Below are 17108 nucleotides of genomic sequence, written 5' to 3'. Positions count from 1 at the left end.
CCCGCCCAGCCGCGGCATTCGCGGCGGGAAAAAACGAGACTCACATCCCTTCACGAGAAATCGGGAGCCCGATCATGTCAACTCAATCAGGAGCAGTAGCAGTCGATCGAACCGGCGGTTACAGCATCTGGGGAGTGATTATGGCCTCCTCGGTCGGCACCATGATCGAGTGGTACGACTTCTACATTTTCGGCAGCCTGGCGGCGATTCTCGGGCCGAAATTTTATCCTCCCGGCAATGACACATTTGCTTACATCGCGTATCTCGCCACTTTTGCTGTCGGCTTCTTAGTGCGGCCGTTCGGCGCTCTGTTTTTTGGCCGCATCGGTGATCTCGTCGGCCGCAAGTACGCCTTCCTGGTCACGCTCTCCATTATGGGCTTCTCCACTTTCGCCATCGGACTTCTTCCGTCCTATGCAACGGCTGGATGGTTCGCGCCCATCGTGCTGCTTCTGATCCGTGTATTGCAAGGCTTAGCGTTGGGCGGAGAATATGGCGGAGCCGCTGTCTACGTGGGCGAACACGTTCCCGACCACCAGCGCGGCTTCTACACCAGCTTCATCCAGATCACTGCGACGCTGGGATTGTTCGTGTCGCTCATCGTGATTCTGGCGACGCAGAATGCCATGTCCAAGGACGATTTCGCCGCCTATGGCTGGCGCATTCCGTTCCTCATTTCGATCATCCTGGTCCTCATCTCGCTATACATTCGCCTGAAGATGAAAGAGTCGCCCATCTACTCGCAGCTCAAAAGCGCCGGCATGACTTCGACACAGCCTTTGACAGACGCGTTCACCAAGTGGCCGAACCTGAAACAGGTTCTGATCTCGCTGTTCGGGGCCACCGCCGGCCAGGGAGTCGTCTGGTATACGGGACAGTTTTATGCGCTCTTCTACATGCAGACCATTCTGAAAGTGAACGTGAAAACGGCCAACATTATCGTCGCCATCGCGCTGCTGTGCGCCATGCCTTTCTTCACGGTGGTGGGCGCGCTCTCGGACCGTATAGGCCGCAAAAAGCTCATGATGGCGGGATGCCTGCTCGGACTGCTGACCTACATTCCGATTTACAAAGCAATGGAACGCGCCGCGGGAAACAATGTAATCACGGTGAAATCGGCGCGCAACAAGGTAACCGGAGCCATCTCGCTCACTGCCATGACCACCGACGCAACCGGCGCCTTCGTACCGGCGAAAGAAGCGCCATCGCCGAATGTGCCAATGCTGGTAGTGCTGGTCTTCATCCAGGTGCTGTACGTATGCCTGGTGTATGGCCCCATCGCCGCTTATCTCATCGAAGCCTTCCCGGCCAAGATTCGCTACACGTCGCTATCGCTGCCCTACCACATCGGCAACGGCGTATTCGGCGGCCTGTTGCCGCTGATCGGCTTATCGTCGGTAGCGGCCACGGGAAATATCTACGCTGGCCTCTACTATCCGATGGCGATCGCGGGATTGACCTTCATCGTCGGCAGCCTGCTGCTCAAAGAAACTCACGGCAATCGTATCTGGAATGAGACCGGCGGCAAACCGCCGGCGACTGCGTAAGATTTCCCGTTCGGCGCTAGCGGCGCAAAATTCGGGGGCGCCCGAATATACTAGATTGAGTCTCGGCGGGCCTATAGCTCAACGGTTAGAGCAGCAGACTCATAATCTGTTGGTTCCAGGTTCAAATCCTGGTGGGCCCACCAAAACAGTTGGCGACTCGTAGCCACTACTCTTGATAGACGCGATCTTTAGCAAATCGGCAAAGTGTACCGAATCCGTGCGCAGCCAGTGCCGAAAGGATGAAGGGGAAAAAGACGGTAGTCATTCCAAGCGCACACAATGTGCAGCGGAGCGAAAAGCCGAAACACACGGCAATCCAGGCCGCCACACAAACCGGAGCGGCATCATTCGAGCCCCAGTCCTTGTCGGAATAAGCCAAAACAGCCACCGGCAATGCCGAGATAAAGCACAGTTTCAAAGTCAGCGGCCCGAAAAGAGAATCGGGTGCACCGCCAACATGGATCATCCTAAAAAGGATCGCGAGATAGATGGCGTAGACGCTGACGAGAAAGCAAAACAGGCCAAGATATTGGAATGTCTTGCGGTTGCCACTCTCCCACGCTTCCAATAGATATTTCCTGTATGGCATAGGTGACCTTCAGCTTCAAAGCATCGTCGCAGCTAACAGCAAACGTGCCAAGATGCCGAGAGGCACCCTCCAAAGGTCAAACAAATGTTACCGAAGTATCCGCTTGGCTTGCGGTCAACGACATGAAAATCGTTGGCTTTTAGACGCCATGAACATCCGTTAGTTCTGGATTCAAATCCTGGTGGGCCTACCACGGCGACAGCGCACTATGGTTTCCTCCACTTCCGTAACTGCTTCCAGGCCTGCACCATCTCCTGCACCGCCCGAGCCGCAGGAAAGGTGCTGCTGTTGATGATGGCGCACTCGCGGTAGGCTCTCTGATAAAACTCGCGCACGCCATGTTCACTGAGGAGCGACAGGTTGTGCATGATCTCTTTCAGTTCTTCGGGAGACCACATCTCCTCTTTCTTCGAGAAATCGCGTCGCCGTGCCATGAGCGATTAATCATACAATATTCGCTGTTTGTTCGCCTAAAAATCGCGCGCAGAAATCGAGAAAGATCGTCTCAAACTACCTGCGCCGCCGGAAAATTAATAAAATTTTCGGTTGGTTGCTGGGTGAGTATCTGGTGCTACAATCTCCGCCCAACTATGCCCGCCAATAATCTTTCGCACCCTAAAACCGTCGGCGCACTCAGCCCTCAAGTCCGTTGCGGTTTGATTGTCACGGTCATGCTGGTGAGATTCGCCGCGGCGCAGGCGGCGCAGGGCGATGCTATCTGGACCCCATTCGAGACGCAAGCCGGCGGTTTCAGCATTTCCATGCCCGGCGCCGCTGCGGAGTCCCAAGTTACCCGTCCTTTGAGGACGGTCACCGTTGACCTGGCATCGAAAGAGGGCCGCCTTCCGTCCGGCGAGAAGTTCGGCTGCACTGTGTCAGTGACCTTCCTGCCCGTTTCGCTGGAGTCTCGAGACAATGCCCAACACTTTATCGATTCCCTACTTAAGGGACATGTTGCCGTCCTCGAATCCCAAAAAGTGAGCCAAACCGAGCTTCTCGTTCAGGAGTTGCCCGCGCGCCGTACTGAATGGGCCAGGCAAGACGGAAACTTCAAACAAAGCATGTTGAGTGTTTTTACCGGCAATCGGGAGTTCACAGTAACCTTTAGCTCCAGCCTCAAGAATCATGCGGCCTTTGCCGACCGCGTCTTCGATTCGTTTCACATAAGCGATCCGAGATATGTAAATCCAGGAGAGATGATTGCATTCGCGCCTCCGGGATGGAATTTTTCTGTGAAGATGCCGGGATTTCCCGAGTTGATTCAACAAGCCAATGCCGCTGCAAGATCAGTGAGCCTTTCCAACTATGCGTTTTTTGTGGTGGTGGGCGAGCTGATGCATCCGCCTGCGGACGCGAACAAGTTTCTGGAAGAGAAGTCTGCCAGCATGGGCTCGCCCTATCATGGGAAGGTCGTTAGCAATGAGGCGGTCCCGGGAGTTTCGGCGCGCCGGCTTCGGATCGTTGGAGACAAAACTGCAACTGAGCTCATGGTTGGCCTTAGGGGAACGCGATGGTATGCGATGTCAGTCGGTAGCAAGCTTGGCAGCGAGGTCGACAAGAATTCAACCGAAACATTCTTCGCATCACTCGTGTTGAACTGAGACTTCTGAGCGGACCACAACCGGCCTTTGTGTCGAGCCCGCGAATCCCATGAGCCCTGCCGCACAACCATCCTCCGTCGGCCACAGAGCTGCCATCCTCATCGGTCTTGTAACTTTTCTCTCATTCATTTATTTCTACGAGGGCGGCGGATGGAATCAGAACTCTCGCTTCGATTTGCTGCGAGCTATTATCGAGCAGCACACGCTGCAAATCGACGCTTATCATGAAAACACTCAGGACAAAGCGCACTTCAACGGACATTACTATTCCGACAAAGCGCCGGGATTGGTTTTTCTGGCCGTGCCGTTCGCTCTGGCCGCCAGGCCCGTGTTGCGACTGGCTGGCATTAATCCGCAATCTCCGAGAGGCGAGATCGCGCTCTCCCATATAGCGATTGCGGGCGCGGCGGCGCTGCCGACCGCGCTGGCAGGGATGTGCCTGTTCTTCCTGGGGCTTCGATTTGGAGGCGATTTGCAAGCCGCAGCCCTCGGAACACTTGCCATGTGTCTGGGCACTCCGATCTGGGCGTATGCCGGTTTGTTCTGGGCGCATGCGCTGGTTGGAGCTTGTCTGCTATTCGCGTTCGCATGTGCGTTGAAGTTACGCGACAGCTCAAGCGCGGTCGCTGATTTCGGCTGGTCCCTGGCGGCAGGGCTTGCGGCGGGATGGGCCACGGTCACCGAATATCCCGCGGCGCCAGCTTCGGCGATGCTGGCATTGCTGGCTCTGTCGCAAGCATGGCCGCGCGGAAAAGCGGCGCGCTGGCGAGTGTTCGCGGGGGTCAGCGTTGGCGCCGGAATCTGCGTCCTTGTGCTGGCCGCATATCTACACGCGGCGTTTGGGTCGCTTCGGCCCAGCTACTCCTATTACGATCCAAATTCTTTTTCGTTCATGCAGCAGCAAGGCTACATGGGATTGACTTATCCTCACCCCGACCGTCTGCTCAAGTTGCTCTTCGGATGTTCGCGCGGGCTGTTCTTCGCGTCTCCAGTAATGCTCGCCAGCCTGTTCGGATTATGGAAGTTGCGAAAAGAGAAGTCCTATTCGGCGCCCGCGCTGGTGGCCGCGGCGATCCCGGCATATTACTTTCTGTTTAATGCTTCGTTCTATTGGTGGAAGTCGGGACTGTCGTTCGGTCCGCGCTACGCCGGAGCTTGCATTCCGTTATTGTGCGTCGGCTTGGCCGTCGCGGGGAAGCACGCAACCTCGCGCGGGCGAATCCTGCTGGCCGTGCTTGCAGCTTGCAGTATATTCATGACGCTCACGGTCGTGTCGACGACTTCGCAATTGTCGATGCAGGATAGTTGTCCGCTACTGCACTCCACGTGGCCCGCGTTCTGGTCTGGTCAAATTGCGACCAACCGAGTATCGATGCTTACGGCCGCTGAGGCAGCAACGAGTGGGAAGGACGGTGCCTTCAACCTTGCTGCGTTTAATCTGGGTCAGTTGCTCGGACTGCACGGGCTTTCAAGTCTGATTCCACTGTTCGGGATGTGGGCCGTTGCCGCTCTACTCTGGCGGCGAATCGTTCGCAGAGCCCCCATGTCATCCTGACCGGAGCCGTTCTTCAGGCGAAGGGAAGGATCTCCCGCTCAACGAGCGCGGCGCGTCAGCAACCTCCTCTCTTACCGCCAGCCCGCAATGATCTCGTTCGGCGATCTCCTGTAAGATAATCTTTCGGGGTGCTATATGGCGGAACTGCAAACCGTGCCGGCGGAAACTGAACTGCTCCAGCGCGTCTATGCGGCGTTTAACCGGCGCGATATCGAGACCGTACTCGCTGAGATGCATGATGATGTCGACTGGCCCAACGGGATGGAAGGTGGCCGCGTGCTGGGCAAAGCCGCAGTGCGGGACTATTGGACACGTCAGTTCGATGTGCTCGACCCCAACGTTGAGCCGAAAAAGTTTACGCGGCAGGCCGACGGTCGAATCTCGGTTGGGGTCCATCAGGTGATTCACGACAAGAGCGGAAAGCTAGTCGCGGATCAGATGGTCCGTCACGTGTACGAAATTCGAGACGGTTTGATTCGCGGCATGGAGATTCAAACCATCGATTAGTTTAGTTTTTAGAGGGAACTTATGGCGCACACTGTTTTCTGCGTGAAGTTTAAGAAAGATATGCCCGGACTCGACGAGCCTCCGTTCGACAACGACCTTGGTCAGAAAGTTTACGACAACGTTTCGCAGGAGGCCTGGAGGATGTGGACGGAGCATTGCAAGATGTTGCTAAACGAATACCGGCTAAATCCGGCACGGCGCGAAGATCAGGAAGTCATCGTCAAGCAGATGGAGCAATTCTTCTTCGGCGAAGGCTCGGCCAAGCCGAAAGAGTATGTGCCGCCGGTAGAAAAGCAGGGATGAGAACTAGCTAGCATTCCGCCAAGTGAGTGCCGGAAATCGCCCGAAGAGAGGTTTGCCGATGAGAGAGGAACATTCACTTAGCTTTGCTCCGCGGTTCTGCTGGCAGTTCTCGGGCTTGGTTCGCGATCAGCAGCGCACCCTGCGCCCTTGCGTCATTTTCTAGTGTCGCCAAGTCCGCCCGGGCGGACGCAGAGCCGGCCCACAGCCCAATCTCTCCCATCGCGAGGCGCGCCTGATATTCATACAGCCGATAGCCGAACTTGTGCGCCGAGGCGAGCGTCGCTTCCAATTCCTTGCGAGCTTCGGCGAACTTGCCTAATCGGGCCTTCACGCGCGCGTCGGCCAGCGCAACTTCATAGTGCGGACTCTGACTGGTGCTGGTCTGGACCAGGGTGACGGCTTTCGCCAATGCGCTCTGCGCCTCGCTCACATTGCCGGCACCGAGAAGATTTCGTGCCAAGATTGCCTGAGACCAGGCGGCGTTGCCGGGCGAATTTGCTTTTTCATATCCCAAAATCGCCAAATGAGCCAGCGCTTGACCGTCGGCGTAGCGTTTCTCCGCCAGCGCGATCCCCGCCAGTGACGCGTTGAGTTGGGCTGTAAAGTCGTCGTCGTTCATTTCTTTGCAAAGCGGGAGCGCCTGTTCGTATTGTTTGCGCGCGCCCGCCAAATCGCCCTCAGCCGCCAGGGTGTCGCCGAGGCCAGACATGGGATAGGGTTCCCCGCGGCGGTAGTTGATTTCGCGAGTCAACGCCAGCGATTGATTGAAGTATTTCTTGGCTTCCTCCAGATTACCGACCTCCACGAACAGGTCGCCCAAATTATTCAAAGTAGCGGAGGCCCCGCGGCGATCGCCGGCCTGATTGAAAGCCGCCAGCGACTGTTGTTGCATCCTGAGCGCGCCCGCCAGATTGCCAAGAGCGTCCAGTGCATTCGCCAGGTTCCCATAGTCCCCGGCCAGCGCGACCGGATCATTGATCGTCTGGTCATAGCTTAGTACCTGTTCGTAAGCTTTCTCGGCCTCGGCCTGTTTTCCGGTGGCGTAATAGACATTGCCGATGCGCTCGCGAGCAGCGCGAACGCTTTTGGCAGCGCCCACTTCCTGGAAGACGGGGATAGAGTCTTCGAACTGCTTTTTGGCGCCCCGGTAGTCGCCTTCGTCGAACAGGAGATCGCCCACCCGCAAAACCTGGCGGGCCGCTCCCCGGCGATCGCCCGCGGAAATATAGAGTTCTCTCGCCTGGTTCGAAAGTTCAATGGTCTTCTTCGAATCCCCCATGCGCTCGAGGGCTTCCGCTTCATGTTGTAAACCCTGCGCCACCAGCAGGCTCGCCCCGATCGCCTGCCCGCGGCGCGTTGCCCGCTCCGCCATGGCCAGCTCCCGCTTGAAATCGCTAAGGGAGTAGGCGATGGTGGCGTCGGCCAGATCGATTCGTACCGCGTCTGCGTCGGAGACGGTCAGCTTGCGCAACTCCGCCAGCGTTTTCTCCGCGTCCTTACCGTGTCCGTCAGCAACCTGGGCTCGAATGAGAAACAATCCGTAGTCGACATTGTCGGGAAAGAATTCGTACAGCGCACGATAGCTTTCAACGGCCGCCGCAGTTTCCGTCAGGACTTCATGGGCGCGTCCTTCGATGAGCAAGCGATCTTCGCGGGAGACATTTGCCGACTGCGACAACGCCTGCTTGGCCTGTTCCTTCGCCTTGGCATCGTATCCCAGGATGGACCAGGCTTCAGCCAGGGCCGAGTGTGTGGGCGCGTGGTTGGGATCGAGTTGGGTCGCTTTCTCCAGCGAATCGCGAGCCGAGCGGGCGTCGAACAGGCGCAACTTTTGCAGACCTTGCGAGTACAGCCGCGCTGCCTCCGGATTGGACGGCAGCGACGCCCGCACCACGGCCGACTGCTCGTCAGATAGCGCGCCCACACCCAGCTTCGCGCGCAACTCCGCGCCCGCCTTGCTGATCAGATTGTCGATCTCCGACTCGTTTCCTTTTTCGGAGACCGACGCCAACGTCTCGCCCGCGATCGCATCCTGCAAGCGCACATCCAGCCGCAGAAGACCGTTGCCCAGAGGCACGTAAGAGCCCAGCACCACGTCGTCGCTGCCCAAGTTTTGCCGAATGCGAGCGAGCGTTTGCCGGCTGAAGCTGTCGGCATCGGGCAGCGCGAGGCTGGCCTTCATCTGCGCTATGCTTTCCCCCGCGATCGTGCGCAGTTCATCTCCCTGGCTTAATTCGGTGGTCATCATTTCCGAAAGCGCGGTCGAAAGCCACGACTTCTCCGGATTCGCCGAGAGATTCTTGAAGCCCAGAACTGCGATCGAGCGGCGATTCTTTACCGCCGCAGACGCGGGCGAAACCGATGACGTGGGATTCTCCCGCTGATGGCGAAGCACGAAAATAAAGTATGCTCCGATCGCCATCGCCAGCACCACCGCCGCCACTACGAACGCACTGCCGCTCAACCCTGGTTTCGGTGCAATCGGAATCGTCGCCGAGGTAAGGGCCATGGGCCGCTCAAGATCGGCGCCCAACTCGCCCGCCGCCTGGTAGCGTTGTGACGGCTCGCGGGCGAGCGCCTTTAAAATGACCGCTTCCAAACCGGGCGGGACGGCCGAATTGAGCCTGGTGGGCGACGGGGGAGCCTGGTTCAGAATCGCATTGATCAGCAGCGCCTGCACCGTCTGCGGGAACGGACGTTTCCCCGTAGACATTTCGTAAAGCACCGCGCCCGCGGCCCAGATGTCGCTGCGGCCGTCCGCGACCTCGCCACTCAGTTGCTCGGGAGACATGTACGGCAGCGTGCCGCTGGTTTCCAGTGACTGCGTCGCGGTTTTTGTCTCGCCGAGTTCGCTGGCGCGAGGCATCAACTGAGCCAGGCCAAAGTCCAGAATCTTTAGACGCCCGTCGGCGGTAAGGCGCAGGTTTCCCGGCTTCAGATCGCGATGCACAATGCCCTGATGATGTGCGGCCGCGAGTCCCGCCGCAAGTTGCACTCCCAGGCGCATTACTTCCGCGGGTGGCAGCGGTCCATCTGCAAGCTTCGCATCGAGCGTTATGCCGGGAATGTATTCGGTGACCAGAAAGGCGATACCGTGCTGGCTGCCGAATTCGTGTACGGTTGCAATGTTGGGATGATTCAACCGGGCGAGAGACAACGCCTCTTTGCGGAATCGCTTGTGAGCGGCCTCGTCGGCCAGAGATCCGGGCGGCAGCACCTTGATGGCAACATCGCGGTCGAGTTGCTCATCGTGCGCGCGATAGACGACACCCATGCCTCCTGCGCCGATCTGCTCTTCGATTTTGTAATGCGACAACCGCTGCCCAATCATCCCCGTCCCCGCAAGTGCGCTCAGCATACCAGCTTAAAGGGATAGTGAGAAAGAATTGGCCAGCGTTGCAGGAATCTGCGCACTTGGAGTTTTCGGGAGGCTGGCCAAATTGTGTCCACGGGATCAAGAGGCTGGGCCACCCGCCCCTGGACAGTCTCCGGATCGTCGACCGTCCACTCATAGAATGTGTTCCTGCCGGAACACATCGTCATGACGATAGCGGGTGTACGATTGTGTCATGACAGCTAAGATTAAGAAAGCAAAGCGTCGACGGCTGGGGACGCCGGAGTTTTTGGCCGGGCTGGAAAAGCTCACCCTGCGAATCGCTGGTCCCGCAAAAGGGAGGCCGCCCAAAACGCCCAGCAAGAGATGTGCCTCAGCCGAGCCTAACCTTCATTGCTTAGGTTAATCGAACCCGGGAAAACTAGTGAAACGTCCCGTCTGTCCCCGCTTTATTATATTAGTGAAACGTCCCGTCTGTCCCCGCTTTATTTGTCCCCGCTTTATTCGTCTGTCCCCGCTTTATTCTGTCCCCGCTTTATTCCCCGCTTTATTCCCGCTTTATTAGAAGCGGGTGTAAGCGAGATCGAGTGGCTGAACTTCCCCACTCAAGCCAAAACCGGGCTTGAATGGGCCACCCGCCCGGGATCGGTCTTCGACGTCAGCTTGCCGACTCCATCGTAGCCATACATCTCGTACAGGATCGAGGGGAAGGCACTGCTACAATTCCCTGTTTCATGCTCAGGATGCATCGGCGGACGAACTTCAACGCTTGCAATCACGTACTGTCTAATGGGCACGGCTTGGGTAAAGTCTCGAGCGTTGTGATCGTCTGAGTCCGAGCCCGCGCATTTAAGTCTCAGTAAGCAGATTTCCGGGGAGTGCAAGTGGAAGACGTCCAGGTTGTTGCGATGCTGGTCCGGCGCTGTATTGCCGGGGACGCCGCTGCCTGGGAGGAAATTGTGCAGACTTACAACCGGCGCATCTACAACATCTGCTACCGCTTTGCAGGATCGGGGGACGATGCCGAAGACCTCACGCAAGAGGTTTTCATCAAGATGTACCGCACGCTTTCCAGTTACGACCACACCAAAGGCGCGTTCGTGACCTGGGTGACGACTATCACGCGCAACCTGCTGGTGGATCATTTTCGCAAGACCAAGCAGGACCGGATGACCGACTCCATGGACACCGCCGCCTCCGACCACGAAGACGCTCAGCCGCTCAGTGAGCAAATCCCGGACCAATCCGCTCCGCCCGACGCCCACGTACGCAGCCGGGAGGTCGGCGAGACCGTTCACGCGGCATTGGCCAAGCTTTCGCCAGAGCTTCGGGAAGCAGTGATTCTAAGGGACTTACAAGATATGGACTACCGCGAAATTGCTGTTGTTTTGAGGGTACCGGAGGGCACCGTGAAATCACGAATAAATCGAGGGCGGGCGGAACTTGCACGCCTGCTACAACGTACCTATAGGCAGGTGATGTGATGCCAGACCTGACCCATAACGGAATGCAGTGCAACGAGTTCGATCTCCTGCTCTCGGACGCCATCGACGGCGTTCTGACCGGGACCGGACTCGACCGCTTCCATGCCCATGCCCGAATTTGTCCGCTGTGTGGGCCGCTGCTTGCTGAAGCTGAAGCGGGCCGCGACTGGCTGAAAGGTCTCACGGAGGTGGAGCCTCCAGCCAGCCTGGTCACGAATATTCTGGCATCCACAACGGGCGTTGACACCCAGCGCCTGCGGACTGCGGTGCGCGTCCAGCCACGAATTTCGTGGTGGGAACACGTGCAGGCCACGCTGTTTGGAGCTGTGCTTGAGCCGATCTGGGATATCGTCCGCCAGCCGCGCTTTGCCATGTCGTTTGGCATGGCCTTCTTCGCGCTGTCGGTGGGCCTGACCGTAGCCGGGGTGAAACCCGCCGACTTGCGCCAGATCAGCTTGCGGCCGGCGGCGATCCGGCACACGTACTATGCCACTCAAGCGCGGGTCGTCCACTACTACGAGAATGTCCGGATCGTTTATGAAGTCGAGTCGCGCGTGAACGAACTCAAGCGCAGCGTCGCGCCCGCCGAACCTGGGCGCAAATCACAGCCCAAACCGAAAGACGACAAGAACGACACAACACAACAGCCCGAGCAGAAACAGGAGCGCAACTACAGCCAAACTAACAGCAATCTCTTTCTGGCCAGCGCTCCTGTGGGTCCGAGTCTCAATCAGTTGAATGCCTGCGATCTGCCTGTAGTGTCGGTGACCACGTACAGGAGCCTCGTATGAACTGCGCCACTCACAGCGATACCGCTGCAGTGGCCTTCTGCCGCACTTGCGGAAAGCCACTTTGTAACCAATGCACCCGCGACGTCCGCGGCGTGATTTATTGCGAGGCCTGCCTGGCCGCGCGCATGGAAGGCCAACCGCCGGCTGCGGGAACTGTTCCGCCCGGTGTTCCGCCGTACGCTCCGCCATACGTTGCGCCGCAGGCCGGATATCAGCAATTCGTGGATCAGGGACCGGGAGTGCAGGGAGCCGGAGTGAGAGTTCCGCCCGGACCAACTTCGGGACCGAATCCCGCAGTCGCCGGAATTCTCGCCGGATTCTTTCCCATCGGAGTCGGCGCCGTCTACACCGGCCAGTACGCCAAGGGACTCACGCACCTCGGCATCACCGTTCTGATGCTCATCATCATCAGTTCCGACGTGCCATGGTACGTGAAGATGATCGTCGGCATCTCGATGGGCTTCTTCTACGTCTACCAGATCATTGACTCCATACGAACGGCCAAAGCCATTCAGACGGGCGAGCCCGCGCCGGATCCTTTCGGCCTGGGTTCGATGTTCAGCAGCGGCCCGGCCGTCGGAGGCATGGCACACGAGAGATTTGAGAGCGCCAAAGTCCCGGTAGGAGCAGCCGTTCTCATCGGTCTGGGATTGCTCTTTCTCTTCAACACCGTTTTCGATTTCAGCCTTCACCGCTACTGGCCGCTGATTCTGATTGTTCTCGGCGTGTGGCTGTTCGCGAAACATTGGGGTTTGCTCGGATCTTACCGGCCATTTTGCGTATGCGAGCGCTGCCGAACCCGTAAGCTCATGGGCCCCGCAATTCTAGTAACTCTGGGCGTCCTGTTTTTGCTCGACAATATTTCCAACGTCGACTTTGGCAAGACCTGGCCTGCAATTCTGTTAGTGATTGGAGTGGTCAAGCTGGCGCAAAGCAACGCCTCATCCGACGGACACATCGGGCTGCCTCCGGGCATCCCGCCCAGCGTTCCCCCAACTTATCCGCCGGCGAATTTTCCGCAAGGATATGTCGCTCCGCCCGCGGCTCCGCAGAATTCAGAACAGCCACCCTCCTCTGGCGAGGTAAAAAATGTCTAGCCCAGGTGCAACTCCCGGATTTCCACCGCCGCCCAGTGTTCCGCCCTATATTCCGCCGCCGCGGCGTCATCGCTCCATGGCAGGCGCGTTCGTTCTGATCGTTCTAGGAATCGTCTTTCTGCTTGCCACCTCACACGTTCTCTCACTGGCCCGCTTGGCTCATCTGTTCGCGAGTTATTGGCCGGTCCTGCTGATCTTCTGGGGGGTGATCAAACTGCTTGAACATCAGCGCGCCCAACGCGAGGGCACTCGCACCACAGGAATCGGCGCGGGAGGAATTCTGCTGGTCGTCATGATCGTCGTCTTCGGCCTGATCGCGACTCAGCTTGAACGCGTCAACTGGTCGGGATTGCGCGATCAGATCAACATCGACGACAGCGACTTCTCCAACATGTTCGGCCAAAGCTACAACTTTGACGACCATCTCGAGCAGGACTTTCCCGCCGGGGCCAGCCTGAAGGTCATCGACGCACGCGGCGCGGTAAGCGTACACGCTTCTGACGACAACAAGATCACCGTGGTCGTGCGCAAGCGCGTGGGCGCCGAGAACCAGGAAGACGCGAACAAATACAACGGCCAGACCAAGCCCACAATTACCACGATCGGCGGACTGGTTACGCTCGACGCGAAGTCCGAAGCCTCCGGCGATCATGCGGTCGAAACCGACCTCGACATTTCCTTGCCGCGGAAAGCGCCGGTTACCATTGCTTCCCGTCGCGGCGATGTGAACGTAGTCGGCCGCGACGGCAGTGTCGACATTTCCGCGCAGCATTCCGACACGAGCGTCGAAGAAGTGACCGGCAACGTAAAAGTCAGTCAGGAAAAGGGCTCGGTGAAAATCGAGCAGGTCGCCGGCGACGTACACGTCGGAGGCCGAGTCGACGAGATCTCGGTCGCCGACATCAAAGGATCGGTGCAACTCGACGGCGAATTCCAGGAAAGCGTGAAACTCGCCCGCATCGCGAAGACCGTGACCTTCAAGTCGTCGCGCACCGACATGGAGTTCTCTCACATCGAGGGCACGCTCGACCTCGATTCCGACGAACTCCACGCCGAGCAGATCACCGGCCCGCTACACCTCAACACCCGCTCCAAGAATATTCGGCTGGAAGACGTGTCAGGCGATGTGCGTCTCCAGGACGACAACGGCGCCATTGAACTAGGAATGCGCACGCTGGGCAACGTACAGATCGACAGCCGCGGAGGCGACATTCAGTTGAGCTTGCCCGACAAAGCGGGATTCCGTCTCGACGCCCGTACGCGCGACGGAGAAATTCAGTCGGATTTCCCTGAATTGAAGGTCGACAACGGCGAGCATGAGGCCAAAGCCAGCGGCAGCGTCGGCAACGGATCGTCCCACATCGTCGTCAACAATGAACACGACGGCATTGAGATCCGCAAAGCCAGCTCGCAGCCACCGAAACCGCCGGAGCCGCCGAATCCGAAGTCAGGGAAGACGCTTCCCGCCCCGAAAGAAAAAGTAGAACCGACGGAAAACTGATGGGATCAGGTTTCAAGGTTTCAGAGTTTGGATGATGTCGAGTTTGCCGGGCACGTTGAAACCTTGAAACTTTGAAGCCTGACTGTGACCCTCATCCGCTCAACTGCACAGCTTCCGACTCACTAATTCTTCCACCCGCGCCAGCACCTCGTCCTCACTCATCGAAGACGAGTTGATCACCACCGCATCCTCGGCCGCCACCAGCGGGGACGCCGCCCGGGTGCGGTCGCGCCGGTCGCGCTCACGCAGGTCGGCAGCCACGCTCGCATCCACATCGCCCTTGATCTTCTGCTGCGCCATGCGGCGCTGCTCGCGCACCACGGGGTCGGCATCGAGAAAAATTTTCAAATCGGCGTCGGGAAAAACCTGGGTTCCAATGTCGCGGCCTTCCATCACCACTCCACCGTCCGTTCCCATTTCCCGCTGCCGGGCAACCATCCATTCGCGAACCTTAGGATGCACCGAAACCCGCGAAGCTCCCTCGGAAACGTCGCGCTCGCGGATGCGCGAAGAGACATCTTTGCCATCGAGAATCGTTCGGTTGCCGCCGATGGTCGGCTCCAGCTCAATGTGCGCATTCTCGGCCAGCTTGAGCAATGCCGCTTCATCATCGAACGACGCATCCCGATCGATCGCCTTCAGCGCCAGCGCCCGATACATCGCCCCACTCTCCAGATTCACATAGCCGAGCTTCCGCGCCAGTCGCGATGCGATCGTGCTCTTGCCGGCTCCCGCCGGGCCGTCGATAGCGATGATCAGCTTGCGCTGGCCCGCTCCGTCTTTTCCCTCGTTCGTCATGTTTCGGTAAGTCAGCGAGTTAAAGATTGTACACGCCCTAGTGTCGGTTCCCCCTGACAGATTGTTTGTCTCATCCTGCACGCACCCGCTCCGCCGTCCACCCCATTTCCCTTAGCTTGCGGATGCTCAAGGAATCATGGCGCTTCGCCAGCCGCACTCCCGCCTCATCCCGCACCAGATCGCAGTGATAATAATCGGGCTTGGGCAGCCCCAGAGCGCGAAACAAAAGAATCTGCCGCGCCGTTGACTTGAGCAAATCCGCTCCGCGCACAACTTCGGTGATGCCCATCGTGGCATCGTCGACGACCACGGCCAACTGATAAGCTGGCACATCGTCACGCCGCCATACAATAAAATCCCCAAAATCCCGGCCCGCTACCGTCCTCTGCGGCCCCAGATGGAGATCGGTAAAGCAAATCTCTTCCCCGTCCGGCACGCGAAACCGCCAATTGACCCCTCTAGGTTCTGAGGCTTGCAAGGCCGACGTCGCAACTGGCCATGTGGCGACGGCCGCCTGGCTCGTCCCGCGATCGCGAAGCGGAGCGGCCTCGGGCACAGCAGCGTCCGGCCGGCATGTTCCCGGATAAACCGGCTCATCATCCGTATCATTCGGCGCATCCACCGTAGTCGCCACATCCTTCCGCGAGCAGGTACACGGATAAATCCATCCCCCATCGCGCAGCTTCTTCCATGCCTCGAAATAATGCTCCCGCCGTTCGCTCTGCGCGTACGGACCCACCGGTCCGCCGCGATCCGGTCCCTCGCTCCACTCAATCCCCAGCCAGCGCAAATCTTCAAACATCGCCTGCACGAACTCCGGACGGCAGCGCTGTGAATCCAAATCTTCATTGCGGAAAATAAGCTGCCCGCCTCGTTCCGCTGCGCGCTGCGCCGCAACCCAAAACGTACGCGCATGCCCAAGGTGAAGCAGTCCGGTCGGCGAAGGCGCTAGGCGCCCGCGATACAGGTTGGGAGCATTTGGCAAGGATGCGGTCACTGGGTTCTGGAAGGCTGCGGAGAATCTTGATTTTGAGCGTACCCGCTCGTTAGCGGCCCGATGACCGGCTATTCGTCACTCTCGGATTTCTGGGCATGGAGGTTCGCTCCTTAGGCCTCGGAATCGGAGCCGCAACCACCGCAACTTTCTCCGGCGTAATGTGCAGCATCGACCGTCCACTCACATGCACGAAACTCAACTCGCGCGCGGCCAGCAGCGCCTTCACCGCCTCTTTCACCTTCGAGCGCGCGATGAAGTTTCCAAAAAACAATTCCAAATCCGCCTGCTCGATCGCGATCACGCAATCGAGATACTTCGACAAGAGCGCGGTCAGCGCCTCCTGCACCGAGAGGCCCACACCTTCTTTCACCGCCTCCGGGGCCCAGCGGTAGAGCACATCCCAGACCGAGCCTTCGCTGGCCTTGTAGTCGACGCGCGTGATGCGCAGCTTCGACCACAACTCGCCAAGGGCGCCGTCGAGAGCCGCCAACGATACGCTTCCACCAAGCACTTCCTGCATCTTTTGTTTCGAAATCGGGCCATCGCGCGTGATCAACTCGAATGCATCGCACGCCAGCGCGGAATAAGCAGACCGCGACCCGGCCTTCGGCGCCTGCTTGGGATTGCGCTCACCCGCCAGCGCATAAAAATATGGAAACGCCGATGCCGTTACCAGAAATCCGTTGTTCTCGTCAAAAAGATTGGCCTCGAAGGCCGTCCGCTCGCGCAGCAGCCGCACCATCAACTCGGTTGCCTCAGCCGCCCGCGGATCCTTGAAGGCATGTTGCCACCCCGGTAGCCGGTCGTCCGATCCAACAAACGCGCCAATAAACGTCGGCACCAGCAACGCCGGCCGCTTGGGATACATCAGGCAAAAGCCGACCTCTTCCAAAAAAGTGCGCGCCTGCTCGATCGTCCGGATAGGCTTCCCATCCAGTCGCCACTTTTCGCGCCGTAATTGCTGTAGGTCTTGATCAGTCATGCGAACCGCTGTCAGCCATCAG

At 58.5% G+C, this 17108-nt stretch carries 15 protein-coding genes and 1 tRNA gene; 10 read left to right on the top strand and 6 right to left on the bottom strand.

What is annotated here, in order from left to right:
* Window positions 1-74 precede the first annotated feature (74 nt).
* Window positions 75-1547: an MFS transporter gene (locus VGM18_00410; GenBank protein HEY3971429.1), complete on the top strand. Its 1473-nt coding sequence runs from the start codon at window positions 75-77 to the stop codon at window positions 1545-1547.
* Between the two features lie 67 nt (window positions 1548-1614).
* Window positions 1615-1690: transfer RNA gene (locus VGM18_00405), tRNA-Ile, on the top strand.
* A gap of 23 nt (window positions 1691-1713) precedes the next feature.
* Here the strand turns inward: VGM18_00405 and VGM18_00400 are convergent.
* Entirely contained in the window at window positions 1714-2136 is a 423-nt protein-coding gene (locus tag VGM18_00400) for a hypothetical protein (protein ID HEY3971428.1), read from the bottom strand.
* 206 nt (window positions 2137-2342) lie between these two features.
* Window positions 2343-2570 carry a hypothetical protein gene (locus tag VGM18_00395; GenBank protein HEY3971427.1) on the bottom strand — a complete coding sequence of 76 codons (228 nt, stop codon included), beginning with the start codon at window positions 2568-2570 and terminating at the stop codon, window positions 2343-2345.
* 123 nt (window positions 2571-2693) lie between these two features.
* Between VGM18_00395 and VGM18_00390 the strand changes: the two genes are divergently transcribed.
* From VGM18_00390 to VGM18_00375, 4 genes are all read left to right on the top strand, one after another.
* A complete protein-coding gene (locus tag VGM18_00390) occupies window positions 2694-3737 on the top strand; it encodes a hypothetical protein (GenBank protein HEY3971426.1) in 1044 nt (347 codons plus the stop codon).
* A 49-nt stretch (window positions 3738-3786) separates the two neighbouring features.
* Window positions 3787-5292, top strand: a complete 1506-nt coding sequence (locus tag VGM18_00385) for a hypothetical protein (protein ID HEY3971425.1) — start codon at window positions 3787-3789, stop codon at window positions 5290-5292.
* A 135-nt stretch (window positions 5293-5427) separates the two neighbouring features.
* Window positions 5428-5799, top strand: a complete 372-nt coding sequence (locus tag VGM18_00380; protein HEY3971424.1) for a nuclear transport factor 2 family protein — start codon at window positions 5428-5430, stop codon at window positions 5797-5799.
* Between the two features lie 21 nt (window positions 5800-5820).
* Window positions 5821-6102, top strand: a complete 282-nt coding sequence (locus VGM18_00375) for an oxidative damage protection protein (protein ID HEY3971423.1) — start codon at window positions 5821-5823, stop codon at window positions 6100-6102.
* Window positions 6103-6175: 73 nt separating this feature from the next.
* Here the strand turns inward: VGM18_00375 and VGM18_00370 are convergent, their stop codons facing one another.
* A complete protein-coding gene (locus VGM18_00370) occupies window positions 6176-9460 on the bottom strand; it encodes a protein kinase (protein HEY3971422.1) in 3285 nt (1094 codons plus the stop codon).
* Window positions 9461-10320: 860 nt separating this feature from the next.
* Here VGM18_00370 and VGM18_00365 point away from each other — a divergent pair.
* From VGM18_00365 to VGM18_00350, 4 genes are read left to right on the top strand one after another with little or no spacing between them, the layout of a single operon-like run.
* Window positions 10321-10920, top strand: coding sequence for a sigma-70 family RNA polymerase sigma factor (locus VGM18_00365; protein HEY3971421.1), 600 nt, complete (start codon window positions 10321-10323; stop codon window positions 10918-10920).
* On the top strand, window positions 10920-11711 hold the full coding sequence (locus VGM18_00360) for a zf-HC2 domain-containing protein (GenBank protein HEY3971420.1): 792 nt from the start codon (window positions 10920-10922) through the stop codon (window positions 11709-11711). Before VGM18_00365 ends, VGM18_00360 begins: the two co-directional genes overlap by 1 nt.
* Window positions 11708-12808 carry a DUF5668 domain-containing protein gene (locus tag VGM18_00355; protein HEY3971419.1) on the top strand — a complete coding sequence of 367 codons (1101 nt, stop codon included), beginning with the start codon at window positions 11708-11710 and terminating at the stop codon, window positions 12806-12808. The genes VGM18_00360 and VGM18_00355 overlap by 4 nt, the downstream gene beginning before the upstream one ends.
* Window positions 12801-14309, top strand: a complete 1509-nt coding sequence (locus VGM18_00350) for a DUF4097 family beta strand repeat-containing protein (GenBank protein HEY3971418.1) — start codon at window positions 12801-12803, stop codon at window positions 14307-14309. Before VGM18_00355 ends, VGM18_00350 begins: the two co-directional genes overlap by 8 nt.
* Before the next feature lie 99 nt (window positions 14310-14408).
* Here the strand turns inward: VGM18_00350 and cmk are convergent, their stop codons facing one another.
* The 3 genes from cmk to VGM18_00335 all read right to left on the bottom strand — a co-directional run bounded on the left by cmk (window position 14409) and on the right by VGM18_00335 (window position 17086).
* Complete coding sequence (gene cmk / locus VGM18_00345; GenBank protein ID HEY3971417.1) at window positions 14409-15107, bottom strand: (d)CMP kinase; 699 nt, start codon at window positions 15105-15107, stop codon at window positions 14409-14411.
* 70 nt (window positions 15108-15177) lie between these two features.
* Entirely contained in the window at window positions 15178-16104 is a 927-nt protein-coding gene (gene gluQRS / locus VGM18_00340; protein HEY3971416.1) for a tRNA glutamyl-Q(34) synthetase GluQRS, read from the bottom strand.
* Window positions 16105-16153: 49 nt separating this feature from the next.
* Complete coding sequence (locus VGM18_00335) at window positions 16154-17086, bottom strand: hypothetical protein (GenBank protein HEY3971415.1); 933 nt, start codon at window positions 17084-17086, stop codon at window positions 16154-16156.
* Window positions 17087-17108: the final 22 nt, after the last annotated feature.

Source organism: Candidatus Sulfotelmatobacter sp., assembly GCA_036500765.1.
Taxonomy (GTDB): Bacteria; Acidobacteriota; Terriglobia; order Terriglobales; family Acidobacteriaceae; genus Sulfotelmatobacter.
Note: the sequence above shows the minus strand (reverse complement) of the source record. Positions and strands in the feature narration are given on the sequence as shown.